This window comes from Curtobacterium sp. MCPF17_002, assembly GCF_003234115.2.
Classification (GTDB): domain Bacteria; phylum Actinomycetota; class Actinomycetes; order Actinomycetales; family Microbacteriaceae; genus Curtobacterium.
In genome coordinates this window covers 1,836,407-1,852,870 of the sequence record NZ_CP126251.1, presented here as the reverse complement: position 1 = coordinate 1,852,870, position 16,464 = coordinate 1,836,407, and the positions used below count along the sequence as shown (strand labels likewise).

Sequence of the window (16,464 nt, the reverse complement as noted above, 5' to 3'; positions counted from 1 at the left end):
AGGCACATGGTCGTCTCGGCCCTGGCGGTCGCCTGCACGGTCGGGGTCCTCGCCGGGTGCACGCTCGTCCGTCCGACCCAGGACGACGCCCGGAAGGAGGAGGTCACCGGGACGTGGGTCCTCGACCAGCAGTTCGACACCCCCGAGGTGCCCTTCGTCTCGTTCGGGAGGTCCAACGTCTTCAGCGCGTCCGACGGGTGTGACCGGATCTCCGGGACCTGGCGCATCACCGCTGCCCGGGACCTCACCGTCGTCGTCGGCCCGCACGCCGAGTCGACGTGCGCGGGGAAGGCGCTCCCGATCGCGGCGATGCAGGCCGACACCGCACGTGTCCAACACGGCGACCTTCGGCTGCGGGGGCCTGACGGAACGACCACGTTGGCGAGGACGACCGCCGACGGCGTGGGGAAGCAGGCCCGACCGATCGGGTACTGGGTGCAGGACCACTCCAGCGACTCCGCGTACCTCTCGCTGCGCGCGGACGACTCGTACCGCCTCTACGACGGGTGCGTCACCCGCGAGGGCACGTGGCGGTTCTCGCACACGGAACACGTTCGGCTCACGCCCGGGGACGCGGTCGTCGGGACCTGCCCCGACGGCGCGGAGGACCTCTCCGCCAGCACCCGGGCCCGGGTGGCCGACGACGTGATGACCCTCTCGACGACGGGCGGCAACAGGACGGGCGAGCTCCACCGGTACCGACTGTGATCCGGGCCGTGCTCCTCGGCTCGCTGCCGATCGGGTGCGCGGGTGCGCGGGTGCGCGGGTGCGCGCTCAGCCTCGGATCGTGTCGCGGACCGCTTCGGCGATCGGGGTCTCCCCCGCGGTGACCTCGAGGATCCGCCTGGCGATGCTGCGCTCGTGCAGCAGCTCGGCGAGGGTGCTGGCGACGTCCCGTGCCAGTGTTTTTCTGCTGCACGGCCGAACGGGGTACGCGACGGCGAACACCACCGTCGGGATCACCGGGTCGCCGGCACGGTCAGGCGCATCACGGTCTTGCTCTTCCCGATGTGGCGTTCGAACGTGAAGCCCGCCTGCGCGAACATCGCCCGGGTGCAGTTGTGGAGGAACGACGACGACGTCCGCTTCCCCGGGGTGAGCTCGTTCGGGAACGAGACGACCTCGCCGCCGCCGGCTGCTGCGATCAGCGCGAGCGCGCCATCCAGCGCCTCTCGAGCGACTCCGGAGCGCCGGTGGTCGCGGTCGACGAAGAAGCACGTGATCCGCCAGGGCGACGGCGTGGGTTCGCCGGCGTCGTACTGCTTGCGGTGGTAGATGTTCGGCAGTTCGACCGGGCTGCCGTACTGGCACCAGGCGATCGCATCGTCGCCGTCGAACACGAGCGCGGCGTGTGCGACTCCTTCGCCGACGAGCCGCTCCTTGAACGTCACCCGGTCGTGTTCGCTCTTCACGGTCTGGTCGGTGTCGCCGTGGAAGTACGAGCAGTAGCACCCGCCCCACACCCCGTTGTGCTTCGCTGCGAGCGCCTTCCACGCGGGGAAGGTCTCCGCCGTGAGGGGCTTGATCACGTGTGAGGTCGCCATGCGCCGTGATCATGCCACCTGCACCGGCCGAAGTCACGCGCCTGGGACCACGTGCCACCGGACGGTGTCAGGGTGACGCTGTCCCCCGGCGGCGCGTCGTACACCGGCTGAGCACCTCGGCTCAGGGCGCCGGGCGCCGGGCGCCGTGGTCGGTGACCCGACCTGGTCGCGGGTCCACTCATCTCACGGTTCCGCGCGGACCTGACCGACGACCGGATGGTCACCACCTGACTGCCGGGAGGCGCGGTGCGGGCCGGCACCGCGCCTCCCGTCCGCCCTGTGGCCGGCTCGGGCACCGTCGGTCGGGCGAGCCGAGCGCGGCGCCGACCCGACGGACCTCGCGCGTTCCGCGGAGGTCTTGCGGCTCGTGACAGGGGAAACGTGACTAGTCGAGCAGTTTTGCCAGCAGTCGTTGCAGTTCTGCTTGCTCGTCCGTGTCGAGGCGCACGAGCCATTCGTCGAACTTCGCGGAGAGGATCCCGAGCGCCTCGTCGAGGGTCTGCGCGCCTTCTGGGGTGACAGCCAGGCGGTGTCGTCGAAGGTCGGCGGGATCGATCTCCCGGCGGACGAAGCCCTTGGCTTCGAGGTGCTTCAGGTACACGGTCACGCTCGGTTTGGGCAGGACGAGACGAGCAGCCAGCTCCGCGGGGTACGGGCAGTCGTCGACTTCTCCGAGCACGAAGAACTCCTTCGCCTCCAGCCCGAGAGCCTCGATGTCCGGGGCGCAGTCGTTCATGACGCGGGTGAGCACCTGGTGGTTGAGCGACCAGATCCGCGCGGCGTTCGACGTGAGCAAAGCGGCTTCCTTCCCGAAGTGGTACAGTTTCGTACTAGTTCCGATCGGAACAAACTTGCTTGCTGTACTTACTAGGTCTGGAACAAGCCTAGTGGCACACCGCGTTCCTCCTGGAAGGGCCCCATCACCGTGTCATCAACGCACGACGTGACGTTCACCAACGACACCTTCGACCTCGCCGGCCAGTTGCACCTCCCGGATGGCTTCCGCGAGGACCGCGCACATCCCGCGGTCGTCATCTCCACCCCGGGCAGCAGCGTCAAGGAGCAGATCGGTGCCAACTACGGCCGAGCCCTCGCTGACCGCGGCTACGTGGTGCTCGCCTTCGATCCGGGTTTCCAGGGCCAGAGCGGTGGCCACCCGCGCGACCTCGAGAACCCGGCCGCACGGGTCGACGACATCCGGTTCGCCGTCGACTACCTCACGACGCTCCCGTCCGTCGACAACTCCCGGATCGGAGCCCTCGGCATCTGTGCCGGTGGTGGCTACGCGGTCAGCGCGACCATGACCGACCATCGGATCAAGGCGCTCGGAACGGTCGTGCCCGTCAACGTCGGGCGAGCATTCCGCCAGGCCGACACCTCCTCGAAGGCCTCGGCGATCGCGATGCTCGACGCCGTGGGCGCCAAGCGCACCGCGGCAGCCGCCGGTGAGGACGTCGACCGCAACATGTGGATCCCCGACACCGAGGACCAGGCGGCGGCCTTCGGCATCACCGACGTCGACACGCTCCAGGCGGTGCGGTTCTACCGGACCCCGCGCGGCCACAACGAGAACTCCACCAACCGCCGCCACTTCACGAGCGACGCGATGATGCTCGGCTACGACGCCTTCAACCTGGTCGACGAACTCCTCACCCAGCCACTCCAAGTCATCGTCGGCGGTCGGCTCGGCACCACCTTCTCCTACTCCGACGGGCTCGCACTCTGGGAGAAGGCGCCCAACGCCAAGGGCTTCCACGTCGTCGAGGGCGCCGGCCACTACGAGATGTACGACGAGCCGGAGTACGTCGGCGAAGCAGTCGAGACCCTGGACGCCTTCTACCGGGAGCACCTCGCCGGCTGAACCGCTCGACCGCGTCTGCTGCGGACGTCGAGGGACACCGCCACTGGGAGCGGTGTCCCCTACCGCCACCGAACGGAAGCCAGCGCGTGCGCCGGCACGCGGATGGTGACCGTCCGAGCGCCGACGCGCAGGACGAGCCGATGGGGCTGGTCGTCGTGGTTCCACGCCACGACGACGCCGCTGCCGTTCGGGTTCCGGAACGCGACGGGCAGGATCGGACCGCCGGGTGGCGCGTCTGCAGCGACCTCGACCGCGCCACGCTGGAGGTACCGGCCGGCATGAGCGAGGAGGTAGTACTCGGCGTTCCGCGTGATCGCCCCGTCGCTGCCGATCGTGACGACACCCGTGCAGGTGTCGCAACCGCCGACGTGCGGTCCCCCGTCCGGATCGAGGGCGAGGTTGAACGTGAGGACCGTGGTCGCGCGGTTGCGGAGCGCGGGGATGAGCAGGTTCGTGGCCTGCCAGGTGAGCGTGTCGGAGAACACCGTCGCGGCGTCGGCGTCCGGGCTGTGCGACCCGGAGCACTCCGTGACCCAGATGCTCCGGGTGGGGAACCGGACGGCGAGGTACGTCTGCGCCGACGCGTCACCGTTGTAGCAGTGGAAGGCGGTTCCTGAGATCCAGGGTGCAGCGGCAGTGCCGAGCAGGTCGGAGGGGTACTCCCGCTCCGCGTCACGGCCGCTCGGGGTGGTCGCGGCGTCTCCCGGCGCGAGGGTCCAGTTGTGGTCGTAGCCCAGGATGTCGGTGTCGAGCTCCGCCTTCCGTAGCGCCGGTCCGAGGGTCTCGATGAGCCGTGCCTCCTGCGCCACGGGCATGTCGGTCCCGGGGTACCCGTCCGGGGTGCGGAGCTGGGGTTCGTTCTGGACCGTGACGGCCGTGATCGGGATGCCTGCCTCCTGGTAATCACGGATGAAGCGGGTGAAGTAGTCGGCGTACGTGTCGTACGCGCGTTGCTCATCGAGCAGCTGCCCGCCTTCCAGGGACCCGGAGGTCTTGAGCCAGGCCGGTGGGCTCCACGGCGACGCGATCACGACCAGGTGCGGGTTCACCGCCAGTGCTTGCCGCAGCAGGGGTTGCAGCGTCTTCCGGTCGGGAGCGGTACTGAAGTGGTCGAGGTTCCAGTCGGTGACTCCCGGGGGACGGTCGTCCAGGGTGAACGCGCGGTCGGGGACGAAGTCGGACGCTCCGATCGGGATCCGCAGGACGGACAGGCGGACCGGTCCGGTCGGGTCGAACAGTTCGCGCATGAGTGATCCGCGACGCCCAGCAGGGAGCGTGTCGAGGACGGCAGCGGATGCATGCGTGAGGGCGGCGCCGAAGCCGGTGATGCGCTGCCCGGGTCTCGACGGTGCCACCCGGATCAGGACGTCGTCGGTCTGGTTCGTGCTCGCCGGGCTCGTCGCAGCCCCGACGGAGACGGGCAGGTCCGCGAGGCGTGCCGTTCCGTCAGCCGTCGTCACGACCGCTGCGGGCTGCGGCGCGGCGGTCGATTCGGTCCCGCTCGGTGCAGGCTCGCCGCCACCGGTGCATCCGGTGAGGGCGACGAGGACAGCGACGATGAACACGGCGACCACCCCGGCGCCGGCGGGGTGCCGGTGCACGGGGCGGGCCCTTGGTCGTCGGCTCACGTCGAGGTCATTGCCGTTCGAGGCGGAACTGCTGGGCGGTGCTCGTGCGGTCACAGGTCTGCTGCACGACGCGGGCGCCGTTGGCCGATGATCCCCCGGCAACGCCGAGACACTTGCCGCTGTGCAGGGCGACGAACTGGTAGGCACCGTCGCCGACGCGGATCGGACGGAACTGCTGGTTCTCACCCCCGCCGTACCGGTACAGCTGGACCGCAGCTCCGTCTGCGGTGGATCCACCGGAGACATCGAGGACCTGACGTCGTGCTTCCTGGGACGCGATCCGGTAGTAGCCGCCGCTCGTGGCGGTGAACCGCCACTGCTGGTTCGTCCCGGGGGCGGGGCAGTCGTACGACTGCACCGGGGTGCCGTTCGTGGTCACACGTCCAGTCGCGTCGATGCAGTTCGACGACGCGACGTTGGAGATGCTGTACCGGGCCGACGGCGTGATGGCGCCGCCGCCCTCGGTGTCGTTCGACCGGACCTGGACCGACTTCGCGAGCGGGAGGTCGAGCGAGGAGCTGCCCGCGAGGACCCGCAGGGACCCGGACGGCATGATCCACTTCCCCGCGTAGGAATCCCAGTACGACATCGACTGGCGGTTGAGCGTCATGGACACCACCCGGCTCTGTCCCGGTCGGAGCGTCACGCGATCCCAACCCGCCAGCTGCCGCGCCGGTGTGTCCGCCACACGGGTCGGGAGCTGCCCGACGTACACCTGCGGGACGACGGAACCGGCGCGGTCTCCGGTGTTCGTCACCCGGACGGATGCTCGGACCTGCCCGCCGTTGCCGGTGGCGACGTTCAGGTCGCTGTACCGGAACGACGTGTAGGAGAGCCCGTACCCGAACGGGTACTGCGGAGCTGCGGTGCCGCGTGCGTACCCGCGGTACCCGACGTTGACACCTTCGCTGAACACCTCCGTCCCCACGTCCGGGGTCGGTACCTGAGCCTCACTGGTGGGAACCGTCGCGGGCAGCTTGCCCGACGGGTTCACGTCACCGAAGAGGACGTCGGCGATCGCGCTGCCCTGCTCCTGGCCGGGGTACCAGGCCTGCACGATGCCGGCGACACGTCGCTGCCACGGAGCGGTGACCGTCGGGGCACCGGTCTCGATCACCACGACGGTCCGGGGATTGACCGCGGCGACCTGACGGATCAGCTGCTCCTGTTCGTTGGGGAGACCCAGGTCCGGTCGGTCCGCTCCCTCGGTCTCGTAGTCACGGACGACCACCACGGCCTGGTCCGCGGACCGTGCCCGGTCCACTGCCTCCCGCATGGTGGGGCTGAGCACGTTCTCGGGGTGCTGCCAGAACATGCGCACCTGCCCGCCCTGGTACTGGTTCGGCGCAGCGGCGCTGTAGCTCACGGTGACCTGGTGTGGTTCCCCCGCGGTGAGCTGGATGGTGCGGCTCACCGGGGACAGGTCACCGGAGTGGGTGACGAACGGCTGACCGTCGATCGTCATGGCGGCATCGCCACGAGCGGTCAGACCCAGTTCGTACGAGCCGGTCGTCGGCGCGGTGAGGGTTCCGGACCATCGCGCCGACAAGTCGCCGAGCAACCCGAAGTCCTGGATCGTCGGCGCCTTCGGTGAGGCGGTGTTGAACCCGGGGTAGTTCTGGAAGCCCAGGTCCACGTTGACGTTCAGGTCGGTCTGACTCAGTTGCGGTTCCCCGGAGAACGAGTCGTTCGACCAGTACTGCGCCGCGAGACCGTGGGCTCCTGGTGCTCCACCGGTCGGCGTGAGCACGGACGAGGGGATCGGCTCCGGACCGGGCAGCAACGCACCCTCCGTGACCGGATCGACACCCGGCGAGTAGGACACGTCCGTGCCGTTCCCGGCGCGCGCCCGGATGCCCTCGAGTGGACTGACACCGGCCGTGGGCTTCGTCACCGCGGAGGACCCGCCGCCCTGCGCCGAGGTGTTGTCCGCGTCGGGACCGATCACGGCGATCGAACCCGCTGCCGCCGGTGCAGTCGGCGTCGGTGTCGGCGTCGGAGTCGGTGTCGGTGTGGCCGTCGCCGACGGAGACGCGGTGGCAGACGGAGACGCGGTCGCTGACGGAGACGCGGTCGCTGACGGAGACGCGGTCGCTGACGGAGACGCCGTCGCTGACGGAGACGCCGTCGCCGACGGAGACGCGGTCGGTGCTGGAGTGGGAGACGCCGTCGGGGCGCTTTCCCCGGCGGTGTTCAGCGGGAGCACGCCGTTCCGGTTCTCGAGCAGGACCATGCCGTCTGCGGCGACTTGACGGGCCAGGGCGCGGCCCTTGGCGATGTCGAGCGCGCGGACGACGGGCTGCGTGTCGAGCATCCCGAGTCCGATCATCGGCCTGAGGATCCGGAGTGCCATGTCGTCGACCCGCGATTGGGGCACCTGACCGGCGCGGACCGCGGCGACGAGCCGGTCACCGAAGTTCGCCGATCCCGGGCCCTGATCGCCGGGCTGTTCCTGGTCGAGTCCGGACAGGGCCGCGTTCACCGTGTCCGGCGTCGCGTTGTAGTCGCTCATCACCCAGCCGCGGAAGTGGTCGATGTCCTTCAGCATCGTGGTCATGAGCCGGCTCGCGCAGGCGGGCTCCCCGTTCACACGGTTGAACGAACACATCGCGGCGGCCGGCTTGCCGATCTGGACCCCGAGCTGGAAGGACCGGTTGTAGATCTCGTGCAGGGCGCGGTCGCTGACGACGGCGTTCACGGTGAATCGATCGGTCTCCTGGTTGTAGGCGACGAAGTGCTTGATCGTCGCGCCGACGCCGGGATTGCTCTGCACGCCGCGGATGTACGTCCCGCTCAACGTGCCGTTGAGGAGCGGGTCTTCGCCGAAGCCCTCGAACGCGCGACCCCACAGCGGCGTCCGCGCGATGTCCGCGCTCGGGGCGAGCGACATGTTGTTGCCGGTTCGGGACGCCTCATCCCCGATGAGTGCGCCGTACTGCTGGGCAAGGCCCTCGTCGAACGTCGCTGCCAGCGACGTGGCTGAGGGCAGCTGTGTGGTGCGGCCGCCGTTCGTCGCGTTCGGGTTGGCGCTGCGGACACCGACCGGCCCGTCCGCCATCGTCTGAGCCGGTATCCCGAGCTCGGGGATGGGGTCGTTGTAGAAGCCGAAGAAGTTGTTGAGTTCGCCGGCGGCGAGGTCGGCCTTCTGCTCCAGCGTCATCCGGGACAGGAGCTGTCTCGCCTGCGCGTCGACAGCCGGGGACGTGTCCCAGGTCAGTTGCGTTGCCGGCGCGGCTGTTGCGGTGACGGGGCCGACGATGGCCATCGAGATGGCGGCCACCCCAGCGACGACGGTGGTGGCGATACGGGATCCGAAACGGATCGGGGCGTTCGGCATGACGTGCTCCCTTGCACGGCGGGACGATGAGCGGGCGGAGCCCGCGGTGGAACCAGGTGCTCGATCGCCCTGGTTCGCGCCCCATGGTCGGCGAGGCGCACGGAGGAACTGCGGATTCGCTCATAGCGACTGCACAGGCGCCTCATGTGTGCGGCACAGCCTCGCACCCGGGCGGAGAGGCGTCAAGACGATGCGTCCCACCCGCGTACGGGGGACACCTCCGGACATCCCAGAGGGGCCCACGCACACGCCAGACACAACGACACAACGACACAACGACACAACGACACAACGACACAACGACACCACCGCACACCCCACAGACAAGGGCGCCCCCGCACGGATGCGAGAGCGCCCCAGAACCGCAGACAGCCTTCCTAGCGCTTGAGGTTCGTCAGCTCCTGCAGCACCTCGTCCGAGGTCGTGATGATGCGCGCGTTCGCCTGGAACCCGCGCTGCGCCACGATGAGGTTCGTGAACTCCTGCGACAGGTCGACGTTCGACATCTCGAGCGTGCCCGAGGCGAGCTGTCCGACGCCGGGCGACCCGGGGGCGCCGACGGTCGCGTTGCCGGAGTTCGCGGTGATGCGGTAGCCGGACGCACCGGTCTTCTCGAGGCCCGCCGGGTTCGCGAAGGTCGCGAGTGCGATCCGGCCGATGGCGAGCGACGCCCCGTTCGAGAAGGTACCGACGACGGTGCCGTCCTTCGAGATCGAGTAGCCCTGCAGCGACCCGGCCTGCGAGCCGTTCTGCGACGCGATCGACGCGGTGTTGAGCGACGCGAAGCCGGTGAGCTCCGTCATGTCGACGGTGATGCCGCCGACCGCGATCGTCCCGCCGGCCGTGAGGGCGCCGTTCGCGCCGAACGTGAGCGTCGACGTGGCCTTCGTGCCCTGCCCGTCGGACGCCTCGACGTCCCAGCCCGCGGCGGTGCGCGTGTAGGCGAGCGACATGGTGTGCTTCGCGCCGGACGCGTCGTAGACGGTGGCGTCGCGGGTGATCACGGCGCCGACGGCGGTCTCGGACGGCAGGTTGCCGGTGACGCCCGCGGTGGTGGTGCGGACGGCGGGGGCCGCGGCGTCGAGCGGCAGGACGATGTCGCCGAGCTGCCCGTTCTCGTTGACGGTGCCGTTCGTGGCCGGGTAGCCCTGCACGATCTTGCCGTCGGCGCTGACGAGGCGGCCGTCGGCGTCGAAGTCGAACGCACCCGCACGGGTGTACACGGTGTCGTTGCCGAGGCGGGTGACGAAGAAGCCGTCGCCCGAGATCATCAGGTCGGTGGCCTTGCCGGTGGCCTGGGCGGACCCCTGCGCGAAGTTCGTCGAGACGCCGGCGACCTGCACGCCGAGGCCGATCTGCGCCGGGTTCGTGCCGCCGATGCCGGTCTGCGGTCCACCGGCGCCCTGGGTCATCTGCGACAGGGTGTCCTGGAAGACCGTCGACGACGACTTGAAGCCGACCGTGTTGACGTTGGCGATGTTGTTGCCGGTGACGTCGAGCATCTGCTGGTGCGAGCGGAGGCCGGAGATCCCGGAGTAGAGCGAGCGGAGCATGGTGCGTCCTTTCGAGAGAACGGAGCGGAGGAGAAGGAGGAGGGGGGAACCGATCAGGAGGTGGTCTTGATGCCGGAGATCACGTCGAGAGCGACCTCCTTCCCGTTCACGGTGACCGTGGGGACGCTGTTCGCGTACGACACGGCCGAGGCGGTGCCGGTGACGGCGGTCCCGCTGACGGCGTCGGTGTAGCTGACCTGCTTGCCGACGAGGTTCGCTGCGGCGATCCGCATCTGCAGCGAGAAGTTCTCGTTGCCCGTCGTGGTCTGGTTGGTGATCTGCTCCATCATCGCGAGCTGCGTCTGCTGGCTGATCATCTGGTTGGTGTCCATCGGGGAGGACGGGTCCTGGTTCTGCAGCTGCGTGACGAGCAGCTTCATGAAGACCTCGGAGTCCATCGTCTGCGAGGGGCTCTTGGTCTGGTTCGCAGCGAGGGCCGCGGCCTGTGCGGCCTGGTCCACGGAGCCGGTGATGCCGTCGATCGGCATGGTCGTTCCCTTCGGTGATCGCCTGTGCGAGGTGTCGTCGCTCAGGCGAGGACGTCGAGTCCGACGGTGCGGACGGTGGGCGTGTGGGCGGTGCCGGGTGCACGCGGGGTGAGCCGCGCCTCCAGGCCGGGGTCGACGCGTGGGACCGCCGGAGCGGGCCGGTCGTCGGGACCGGAGCGGGTGTCCGGCTGGTTCTGCGAGGACAGGTCGAGGGTGGTCGACAGGCCCGTGCCGGCCGCGTCGCGGCGGAGGTCCGGCAGCACCTGCCGGACCGCGTCCCGCCCGGCGTCGGATGCTGCGAACAGCTCGACGTGCATCCCGTGCGCGGTGACGTGCGCACGCACGGTGACGGGTCCGAGCGCGTCCGGCGCGAGCTGGACGGTGACGACGTGCTCCCCCGGGCCGGCCTGCGCGAGCGTGAACACGGGGCGGCTCAGCTGCTGCGCGAGGGGGGCGGGGGCGTTCGCGGTGACCGCGCCCGAGGCGGGTGCGGTCGCGGTCGTCGCGGATGTGGTCGGGACCGCGAACGGCGTCTCGCCGCCACGGGGTGCGCTGACGGCCTGGAGGCCCGGATCACCCTGCCCGGATCGGCCGCCGTCGGTGCCGTGGCCGGTCTGGGCGCTGCTCCCCCGGGCCGCGCCCGCCCCGTCGGTCGCCCCGCCCACGGTCGCGGTGGCGGCCGTGGCCGTCGTGGTCGTCGTGGTGGTCGTCGTCGCGTCGGCGGCCGTCGCGGTGGTTCGGTTCGTCGCCGGGGCTGCGGCCGATGCGGTGACGACGACGGGTGCCGTGGCGGTGGCCGCCGCGGCCGTCGTCGTCGCGGTGACCGTCGTGGCGGTGGCGGTGGCGGTGGCGGTGGCGGCTGTGGCCGAGGTTGCGGTTGCGGCTGCGGCTGCGGTTGCGGCGCTCGGGGCGAGCGTGCTGCCGGCCGCGGCCCTGCCGGTGGTGGCGGTCGCCGACGTCGACACCGCGTCGAGCGAGGCCGTCGCGAGCGTCGCGTTCGGTGCGGTCTGCGCGGGGACCGACCCCGCCGGACTCGCGCCATCTGTCCGCGAGGTTCCCGGGGTCGTCGAGCGTGCCGGAGCCGCGCCGGTCCCACCGGGCAGATCGGCGCCGACTCGGGCCGGCTCCGGAGCGGTGGTCGGCGTGGGGTCCGCGGGTCCGGCGGTCGTCGTCACCGGCGTCGCTTCGAGCGCGGCGGACAGCGACGCGTTGCCGACGCCCGCGCCGATCGCGGGCGTGGTCGTGGTCGCGGTGGCGGAATCGGTGGTCGCGGCCGTCGCTGTGGCGGCACCCGGTGTCTCGTCCGCTCCCGGAGCGGTGGCCCCGGGCAGGACCGACACCGTGACCGGAGCCGACGGCGTCACCGGCAGGAGTTCGGCGGCGACGGGCGTCGGCGCTCCCCCGTCCTCCGACGCGGCGGCGTCCGCGGTGGTGTCGGCATCCCCGGCACCTCGGTGAGATCGCACTTCGGCGGCCCGGCCCCGGCCCGTTCCGGCACCGATTGCGATCTCGGCGGCCCGGCCCCGGCCCGTTCCGGCACCGACTGCGATCTCGGCGGCCCGGCGGTCGTCGGCGGCAGCCCGGCGGTCGTCGGCGGCAGGCCGGCGCGCCGTGTCCGGGGCCCCGGCGGCGGCCATCGCGGCGCCGAACGAGTCCCCGGAGCCGGAGCCGGTGCCGGAACCCCGCGCAGCCGATCCGCTCGCGGCCTTCTGCACGAGGGACGCCGGCGTCGGCGTCGGCGTCGGAGTGGCGATCGTCACGCTCATGCGGCGCTCCCGGAGTTCATCAGCGACATGAGTGCCGCGGTCTGCAGGTCGGTGGAGCCGGCGGCGGTCGCAGCCGTCGCGGCAGTGGGCGCTGCCTGCGCCGGGACGATGCGCCGGATGGTGGCGATGTCCGAGTCCTTGTACCAGTTGTCGACGATCCGGACGTCCTTGCCCGGCCGGGGCGCGTGCAGCACCTTGCCGTCGCCGACGTAGATGACGACGTGCCCCTCGCCCTTGGGGATGATGAGGTCGCCCGGCTGCGCGTCCTTCAGCGAGCCGACCTCGACGCCCATCTTCGCCTGGTCCGGGACGACCCGGGGCATGGTCACGCCGAGGTCCTTGAACACGGTCTGCACGAGTCCGGAGCAGTCCATCCCCGAGGTCGTGGTGCCGCCGAACACGTACGGCACACCGAGGTACTTCTTCGCGTCCGCGACGACGTCCGAGCCGGTCGCGCCGCTGCCCGTCGCGATGGTGCCGGCACCGGCGTCGACCGAGGTCGCCGTCGACACGGCGCTGCCAGCCGTGGTCGTCCCGGCGGTGTTCCCGGTGGCGGTCGCCAGCGCGTCGGCGAACGCGCTCGAGGTGGCGCTTCCGGCGGCGGCGGCCGACGCCGTGGCCGTGGTGGTCGTCCCGGTGCGCAGGGAGTCGATCTGGGTCCGGATCTCGGAGATCCGCGAGAACACGGCGTCCACGCTCATCGGGCACCACCTTCCGCGCGGCGTCGGGCCGCGATCTCGTCGAGGGCGTTCTGTTCGGTGCGGAGGTCCTCGGCGGTCTGCTGCTCCACGTGCTGCACCTCGAGCTTCTCGAGGCCGAGGGCGGAGCGGCGCGCGCCGTTGTACTCGTCCTGCGCCTGGTCGGCGTCGGAGCGGCGGGAGCGGACCACGGCGTCGAGTTCCTCGAGCATGCCGCGGGTGGCGGCCCGGGCCGCGGCGACGGCGCTGAGGGTCGCGGCGTCCTGGATCGGCTGCGCGCCGTCGGCGTCGGCGAGGCTGCGACGGGCGGCGATCCGCGCGTCGGCGGCGTCGCGGACCCGCTCGTTCGCGGTCGCGAGGGCGGCGGCGGCACGGTCCTGTTCGGCGTGCCGCAGACGGAGGAGCCCGGCGAGCGGGAACCGGCGGGCCATCAGGCAGCACCTCCGAGAGTCGTCACGAGGGACTCGAGCGCACGCCACGAGGCCGGCGCGGTCGCCCGCTCGTCCATGCCCTGGCGGAGGAAGCGGTCGATCGCGTCCTGGTGGTCGACGGCGGCGTCGACGAGCGGGTTCGTGCCGCGCTGGTAGGCGCCGACGTCGAGCAGGTCCTGCGCAGCCTTCCGTGCGGCCATCACCTTCCGCAGGGTCGTCGCGGCACCGCGCTGCCCGTGGGTGGTGACCTTCGACGCGACGCGGGAGATCGACCCGAGGGCGTCGACGGACGGGAAGTGCCCGGTGATCGCGAGCTTCCGGTCGAGCACGACGTGGCCGTCCAGGATGCTGCGGGCGGCGTCGGCGATCGGTTCGTTGTGGTCGTCACCGTCGACGAGCACCGTGTAGAGGCCCGTGGTGCTGCCGACACGATCGGTCCCGGCGCGCTCGAGCAGGCCGGCGAGCACCGAGAACGTCGACGGCGGGTAGCCCCGGGTGGCCGGCGGCTCACCGACGGACAGCCCGATCTCCCGCTGTGCCATCGCGACGCGGGTGAGGGAGTCCATCATGAGCACGACGTCCTGGCCGGCGTCGCGGAACGACTCGGCGATGCGGGTCGCGACGAACGCGGCGCGCAGGCGCATCAGGGCCGGCTCGTCCGAGGTGGACACGACGACGATCGAGCGGGCGAGCCCCTCGGGTCCGAGGTCGTCCTCGAGGAACTCCCGGACCTCGCGGCCGCGCTCGCCGACCAGGGCGATGACGTTCACGGCGGCGTCGCTCCCCCGCGCGATCATCGACAGCAGCGAGGACTTGCCGACGCCGGAGCCCGCGAACAGGCCCATGCGCTGCCCCCGGCCGACGGTGGTCAGGGTGTCGAGCACCCGGACGCCGAGCTGCATCGGGGTGTCGATGCGGGTCCGCGCCATCGCGTTCGGCGTCGCGTGGTCGAGCGGCACCCAGTGGTCGGCGTCGAGCGGGCCCCGGTCGTCGATCGGCCGTCCGAGCCCGTCCAGCACCCGCCCGAAGAGTCCGGTGCCGGTCGGGACGAGCACGGGCCGTCCGGTCGGCCGTGCGGGGGTGCCGGCGGTCACCCCGGTGAGGCGGCCGAGCGGCATGCAGCGGACACCGGTGGCGTCGGTCGCGACGACCTCGACGGCGGTCTGCGGTCCGCCCTCGTCGCCGACGGTGACGACCTCGCCGACACGCGCGTCGAGGCCGGCGATGGTGAGGCCGAGGCCGACGGCGCTCGTCACGACGCCGACGCGCTGCGGAGCGGCCTGTCGGAGCGCCTCGTCGAGACCACGCGGCCGGAGCAGGGTGGCCGGCCGGAGCACGGTGGCAGGCCGGACCAGGGTGGCAGGCCCGAGCACGGTGGTCGTCACGAGGCGACCCCCAGCGCGGTGCGGGCACGGTCGAGCGCGGTCGCGATGCGTGCGTCGAGCAGGCCGTCCGGCAGGTCGACGACGGCGTCGCCGTCCGACAGCGTCGGGTCCGCGACCACCGGGACGGGCAGGTCGAGACCGGACACACGGGCCGCGTCGCCGACGCTCAGCCGGACCGCGACGGGGACCACACGATCGATGGAGGCGAGCGCCCGCAGGACGGTGGCCTCCGCGCCGGACGCGTCACGCGCCTCCAGGCCCGCCGATGCGTCCGACGGATCCGCTGCCGCCGTTCCGGACTGCCTGGAGGAACGGATCGCGTACCCGACGACGGCTTCGGCCAGGTCGACGGCGGCAGCCGCGACGGACTGCTCCGCGGCTTCCAGGACCGGCGTCACCTGCGACAGCATCGCGGTCGTGGCCGCGTCGAGCACCGCGATGCGACGCGCGGTGTCCGCCTGCATCGACGCGAGGCGGGCGGCGTGCTCGGCCGCGAGCTGGACGCGCAGGGCGTCGGTCTCGGCCTGCGCGGCGCGGAGGCCGGCGGCGTACCCGGCCGCGTGCCCGCGGACGTCGGCGCTGGCGGCACGCTCGCGCCCGGCCGCGTCCCCGAGCACGGGGAACGCGACGCGCTGCACGGTGCCGGCGGCGAGGGTGGTGTCAGTCAACGAGCTCGTCCTCCTCGGCGCGGTGGACCGTGATGACGCCCTGCGCCTCGAGCTCGCGCACGGAGCGGACGACCTCGGCGCGGGCCTCCTCGACCTGCGAGACCCGGACCGGGCCCATGGCCTGCAGCTCGTCGTCGAGGAGCTCGCGGTTCCGCTCGGAGACGTTCGCGCGGATGGTCTCGACGACCGGGCCGGCCGCGCCCTTCATAGCGGTCGCGAGGAGCTTCGAGTCGATGCCGCGGAGGACCTGCTGGATGTCGCGGGCCTCGAGCTTGACGATGTCCTCGAAGGTGAGCATCCGTGAGCGGATGTCCTCGGCGAGCTCGGGGTCGCGCGCCTCGAGACCGTCGAGGACGGCCTTCTCGGTGGCGACGTCCGAGCGGTTGATGATCTCGACCAGGGGTGCGATGCCGCCGACGACCTCGAGGCTCTCGCGCGGGGACACCACCGCGCCGGCCCGCTGCCGGAGCACGCCGGCGACGATCCCGACCGCCTCCGGGGTCGCGCTGCCCATCGTGGCGAACGCCTGCGCGACGTCGGTCCGGACGCGCTCGTCGACGCCCGCGAGCACGGCGCTGGCCTGTGCCGGCCCCAGGTGCGCGAGGACGAGCGCGATGGTCTGTGGCAGCTCCCCCTCGAGCAGGGTGATGACCTGGCCGGGCTCGGCGTCGTCGAGGAAGTCGAACGACTGCCCGGCGAGGTTCGACGCGAGACGGTCCATCACGCCCGCGGCACGCTCGGCGCCGAACGACGCCTCGAGCAGGCCGAGCGCGGTCTCCTTGCCGCCGCGCTTCTGCAGGCGGCCGCTCAGGGTCATCCGGTGGAACTCGGTGAGGGTGCGGTCGACGACGGTGTCCTCGACGCGGCGCATCCGGACGATCTCGGCGGAGATCTCCTCGGCCTCGAGCTCGGTGAACTGCTTCATCACCTCGGCGGCGCGCTCGGTCTCCATCTGCATGAGGATGAGTGCGACCTTCTGGGCGCCGCTCAGCGCACGGTCGGGGGCGCCCCCGCGGTTGCTGCCCGTGCTGCCGGAGCTGCCGGATCCGGCCGCCGCGTGGCCGATGCCGTTGGGCTCGGCCGTGCCGCCGGGCCCGCTCGTCAG

At 71.6% G+C, this 16,464-nt stretch carries 15 protein-coding genes; 2 read left to right on the top strand and 13 right to left on the bottom strand.

Annotation, left to right across the window (positions count from 1 at the left end; translation table 11 throughout):
* Positions 1 to 6: 6 nt before the first annotated feature.
* Positions 7 to 708: an META domain-containing protein gene (locus DEJ28_RS08685; RefSeq protein ID WP_111115517.1), complete on the top strand. Its 702-nt coding sequence runs from the start codon at positions 7 to 9 to the stop codon at positions 706 to 708.
* A 66-nt stretch (positions 709 to 774) separates the two neighbouring features.
* Here DEJ28_RS08685 and DEJ28_RS08680 read toward each other — a convergent pair whose 3' ends face one another.
* From DEJ28_RS08680 to DEJ28_RS08670, 3 genes are all read right to left on the bottom strand, one after another.
* Positions 775 to 963, bottom strand: a complete 189-nt coding sequence (locus DEJ28_RS08680) for a hypothetical protein (RefSeq protein WP_111115518.1) — start codon at positions 961 to 963, stop codon at positions 775 to 777.
* On the bottom strand, positions 960 to 1,544 hold the full coding sequence (locus tag DEJ28_RS08675; RefSeq protein WP_111115519.1) for a GNAT family N-acetyltransferase: 585 nt from the start codon (positions 1,542 to 1,544) through the stop codon (positions 960 to 962). The genes DEJ28_RS08680 and DEJ28_RS08675 overlap by 4 nt, the downstream gene beginning before the upstream one ends.
* A 385-nt stretch (positions 1,545 to 1,929) precedes the next feature.
* The gene (locus DEJ28_RS08670) at positions 1,930 to 2,340 is read right to left on the bottom strand and encodes a MarR family winged helix-turn-helix transcriptional regulator (RefSeq protein ID WP_258368046.1); all 411 of its coding nucleotides are present in this window, start codon (positions 2,338 to 2,340) and stop codon (positions 1,930 to 1,932) included.
* A gap of 129 nt (positions 2,341 to 2,469) precedes the next feature.
* On the opposite strand from DEJ28_RS08670, the gene DEJ28_RS08665 reads away from it, so the two are divergent.
* A complete protein-coding gene (locus DEJ28_RS08665; protein ID WP_220034627.1) occupies positions 2,470 to 3,405 on the top strand; it encodes an alpha/beta hydrolase in 936 nt (311 codons plus the stop codon).
* A 59-nt stretch (positions 3,406 to 3,464) separates the two neighbouring features.
* Here DEJ28_RS08665 and DEJ28_RS08660 read toward each other — a convergent pair whose 3' ends face one another.
* The 10 genes from DEJ28_RS08660 to fliG all read right to left on the bottom strand — a co-directional run bounded on the left by DEJ28_RS08660 (position 3,465) and on the right by fliG (position 16,350).
* On the bottom strand, positions 3,465 to 5,033 hold the full coding sequence (locus DEJ28_RS08660) for a glycoside hydrolase family 30 protein (RefSeq protein WP_181433700.1): 1,569 nt from the start codon (positions 5,031 to 5,033) through the stop codon (positions 3,465 to 3,467).
* Positions 5,034 to 5,040: 7 nt separating this feature from the next.
* Positions 5,041 to 8,370, bottom strand: coding sequence for a glycoside hydrolase family 3 C-terminal domain-containing protein (locus DEJ28_RS08655; protein ID WP_111115522.1), 3,330 nt, complete (start codon positions 8,368 to 8,370; stop codon positions 5,041 to 5,043).
* A gap of 377 nt (positions 8,371 to 8,747) precedes the next feature.
* On the bottom strand, positions 8,748 to 9,923 hold the full coding sequence (locus DEJ28_RS08650) for a flagellar hook protein FlgE (RefSeq protein ID WP_111115523.1): 1,176 nt from the start codon (positions 9,921 to 9,923) through the stop codon (positions 8,748 to 8,750).
* 53 nt (positions 9,924 to 9,976) lie between these two features.
* Positions 9,977 to 10,411 (bottom strand): flagellar hook assembly protein FlgD, encoded by a 435-nt coding sequence (locus DEJ28_RS08645; RefSeq protein ID WP_111115524.1) that lies wholly within the window; start codon positions 10,409 to 10,411, stop codon positions 9,977 to 9,979.
* 41 nt (positions 10,412 to 10,452) lie between these two features.
* Positions 10,453 to 12,177, bottom strand: coding sequence for a flagellar hook-length control protein FliK (locus DEJ28_RS08640; protein WP_111115525.1), 1,725 nt, complete (start codon positions 12,175 to 12,177; stop codon positions 10,453 to 10,455).
* Positions 12,174 to 12,878, bottom strand: coding sequence for a C40 family peptidase (locus DEJ28_RS08635; RefSeq protein ID WP_181433701.1), 705 nt, complete (start codon positions 12,876 to 12,878; stop codon positions 12,174 to 12,176). The genes DEJ28_RS08640 and DEJ28_RS08635 overlap by 4 nt, the downstream gene beginning before the upstream one ends.
* Positions 12,875 to 13,306: a flagellar FliJ family protein gene (locus DEJ28_RS08630; RefSeq protein WP_111115527.1), complete on the bottom strand. Its 432-nt coding sequence runs from the start codon at positions 13,304 to 13,306 to the stop codon at positions 12,875 to 12,877. Before DEJ28_RS08630 ends, DEJ28_RS08635 begins: the two co-directional genes overlap by 4 nt.
* Positions 13,306 to 14,643 carry a FliI/YscN family ATPase gene (locus DEJ28_RS08625; RefSeq protein WP_111115583.1) on the bottom strand — a complete coding sequence of 446 codons (1,338 nt, stop codon included), beginning with the start codon at positions 14,641 to 14,643 and terminating at the stop codon, positions 13,306 to 13,308. Before DEJ28_RS08625 ends, DEJ28_RS08630 begins: the two co-directional genes overlap by 1 nt.
* A gap of 44 nt (positions 14,644 to 14,687) precedes the next feature.
* Complete coding sequence (locus DEJ28_RS08620) at positions 14,688 to 15,359, bottom strand: FliH/SctL family protein (protein WP_111115528.1); 672 nt, start codon at positions 15,357 to 15,359, stop codon at positions 14,688 to 14,690.
* Entirely contained in the window at positions 15,352 to 16,350 is a 999-nt protein-coding gene (gene fliG, locus DEJ28_RS08615) for a flagellar motor switch protein FliG (RefSeq protein ID WP_111115584.1), read from the bottom strand. The genes DEJ28_RS08620 and fliG overlap by 8 nt, the downstream gene beginning before the upstream one ends.
* Positions 16,351 to 16,464 lie beyond the last annotated feature (114 nt).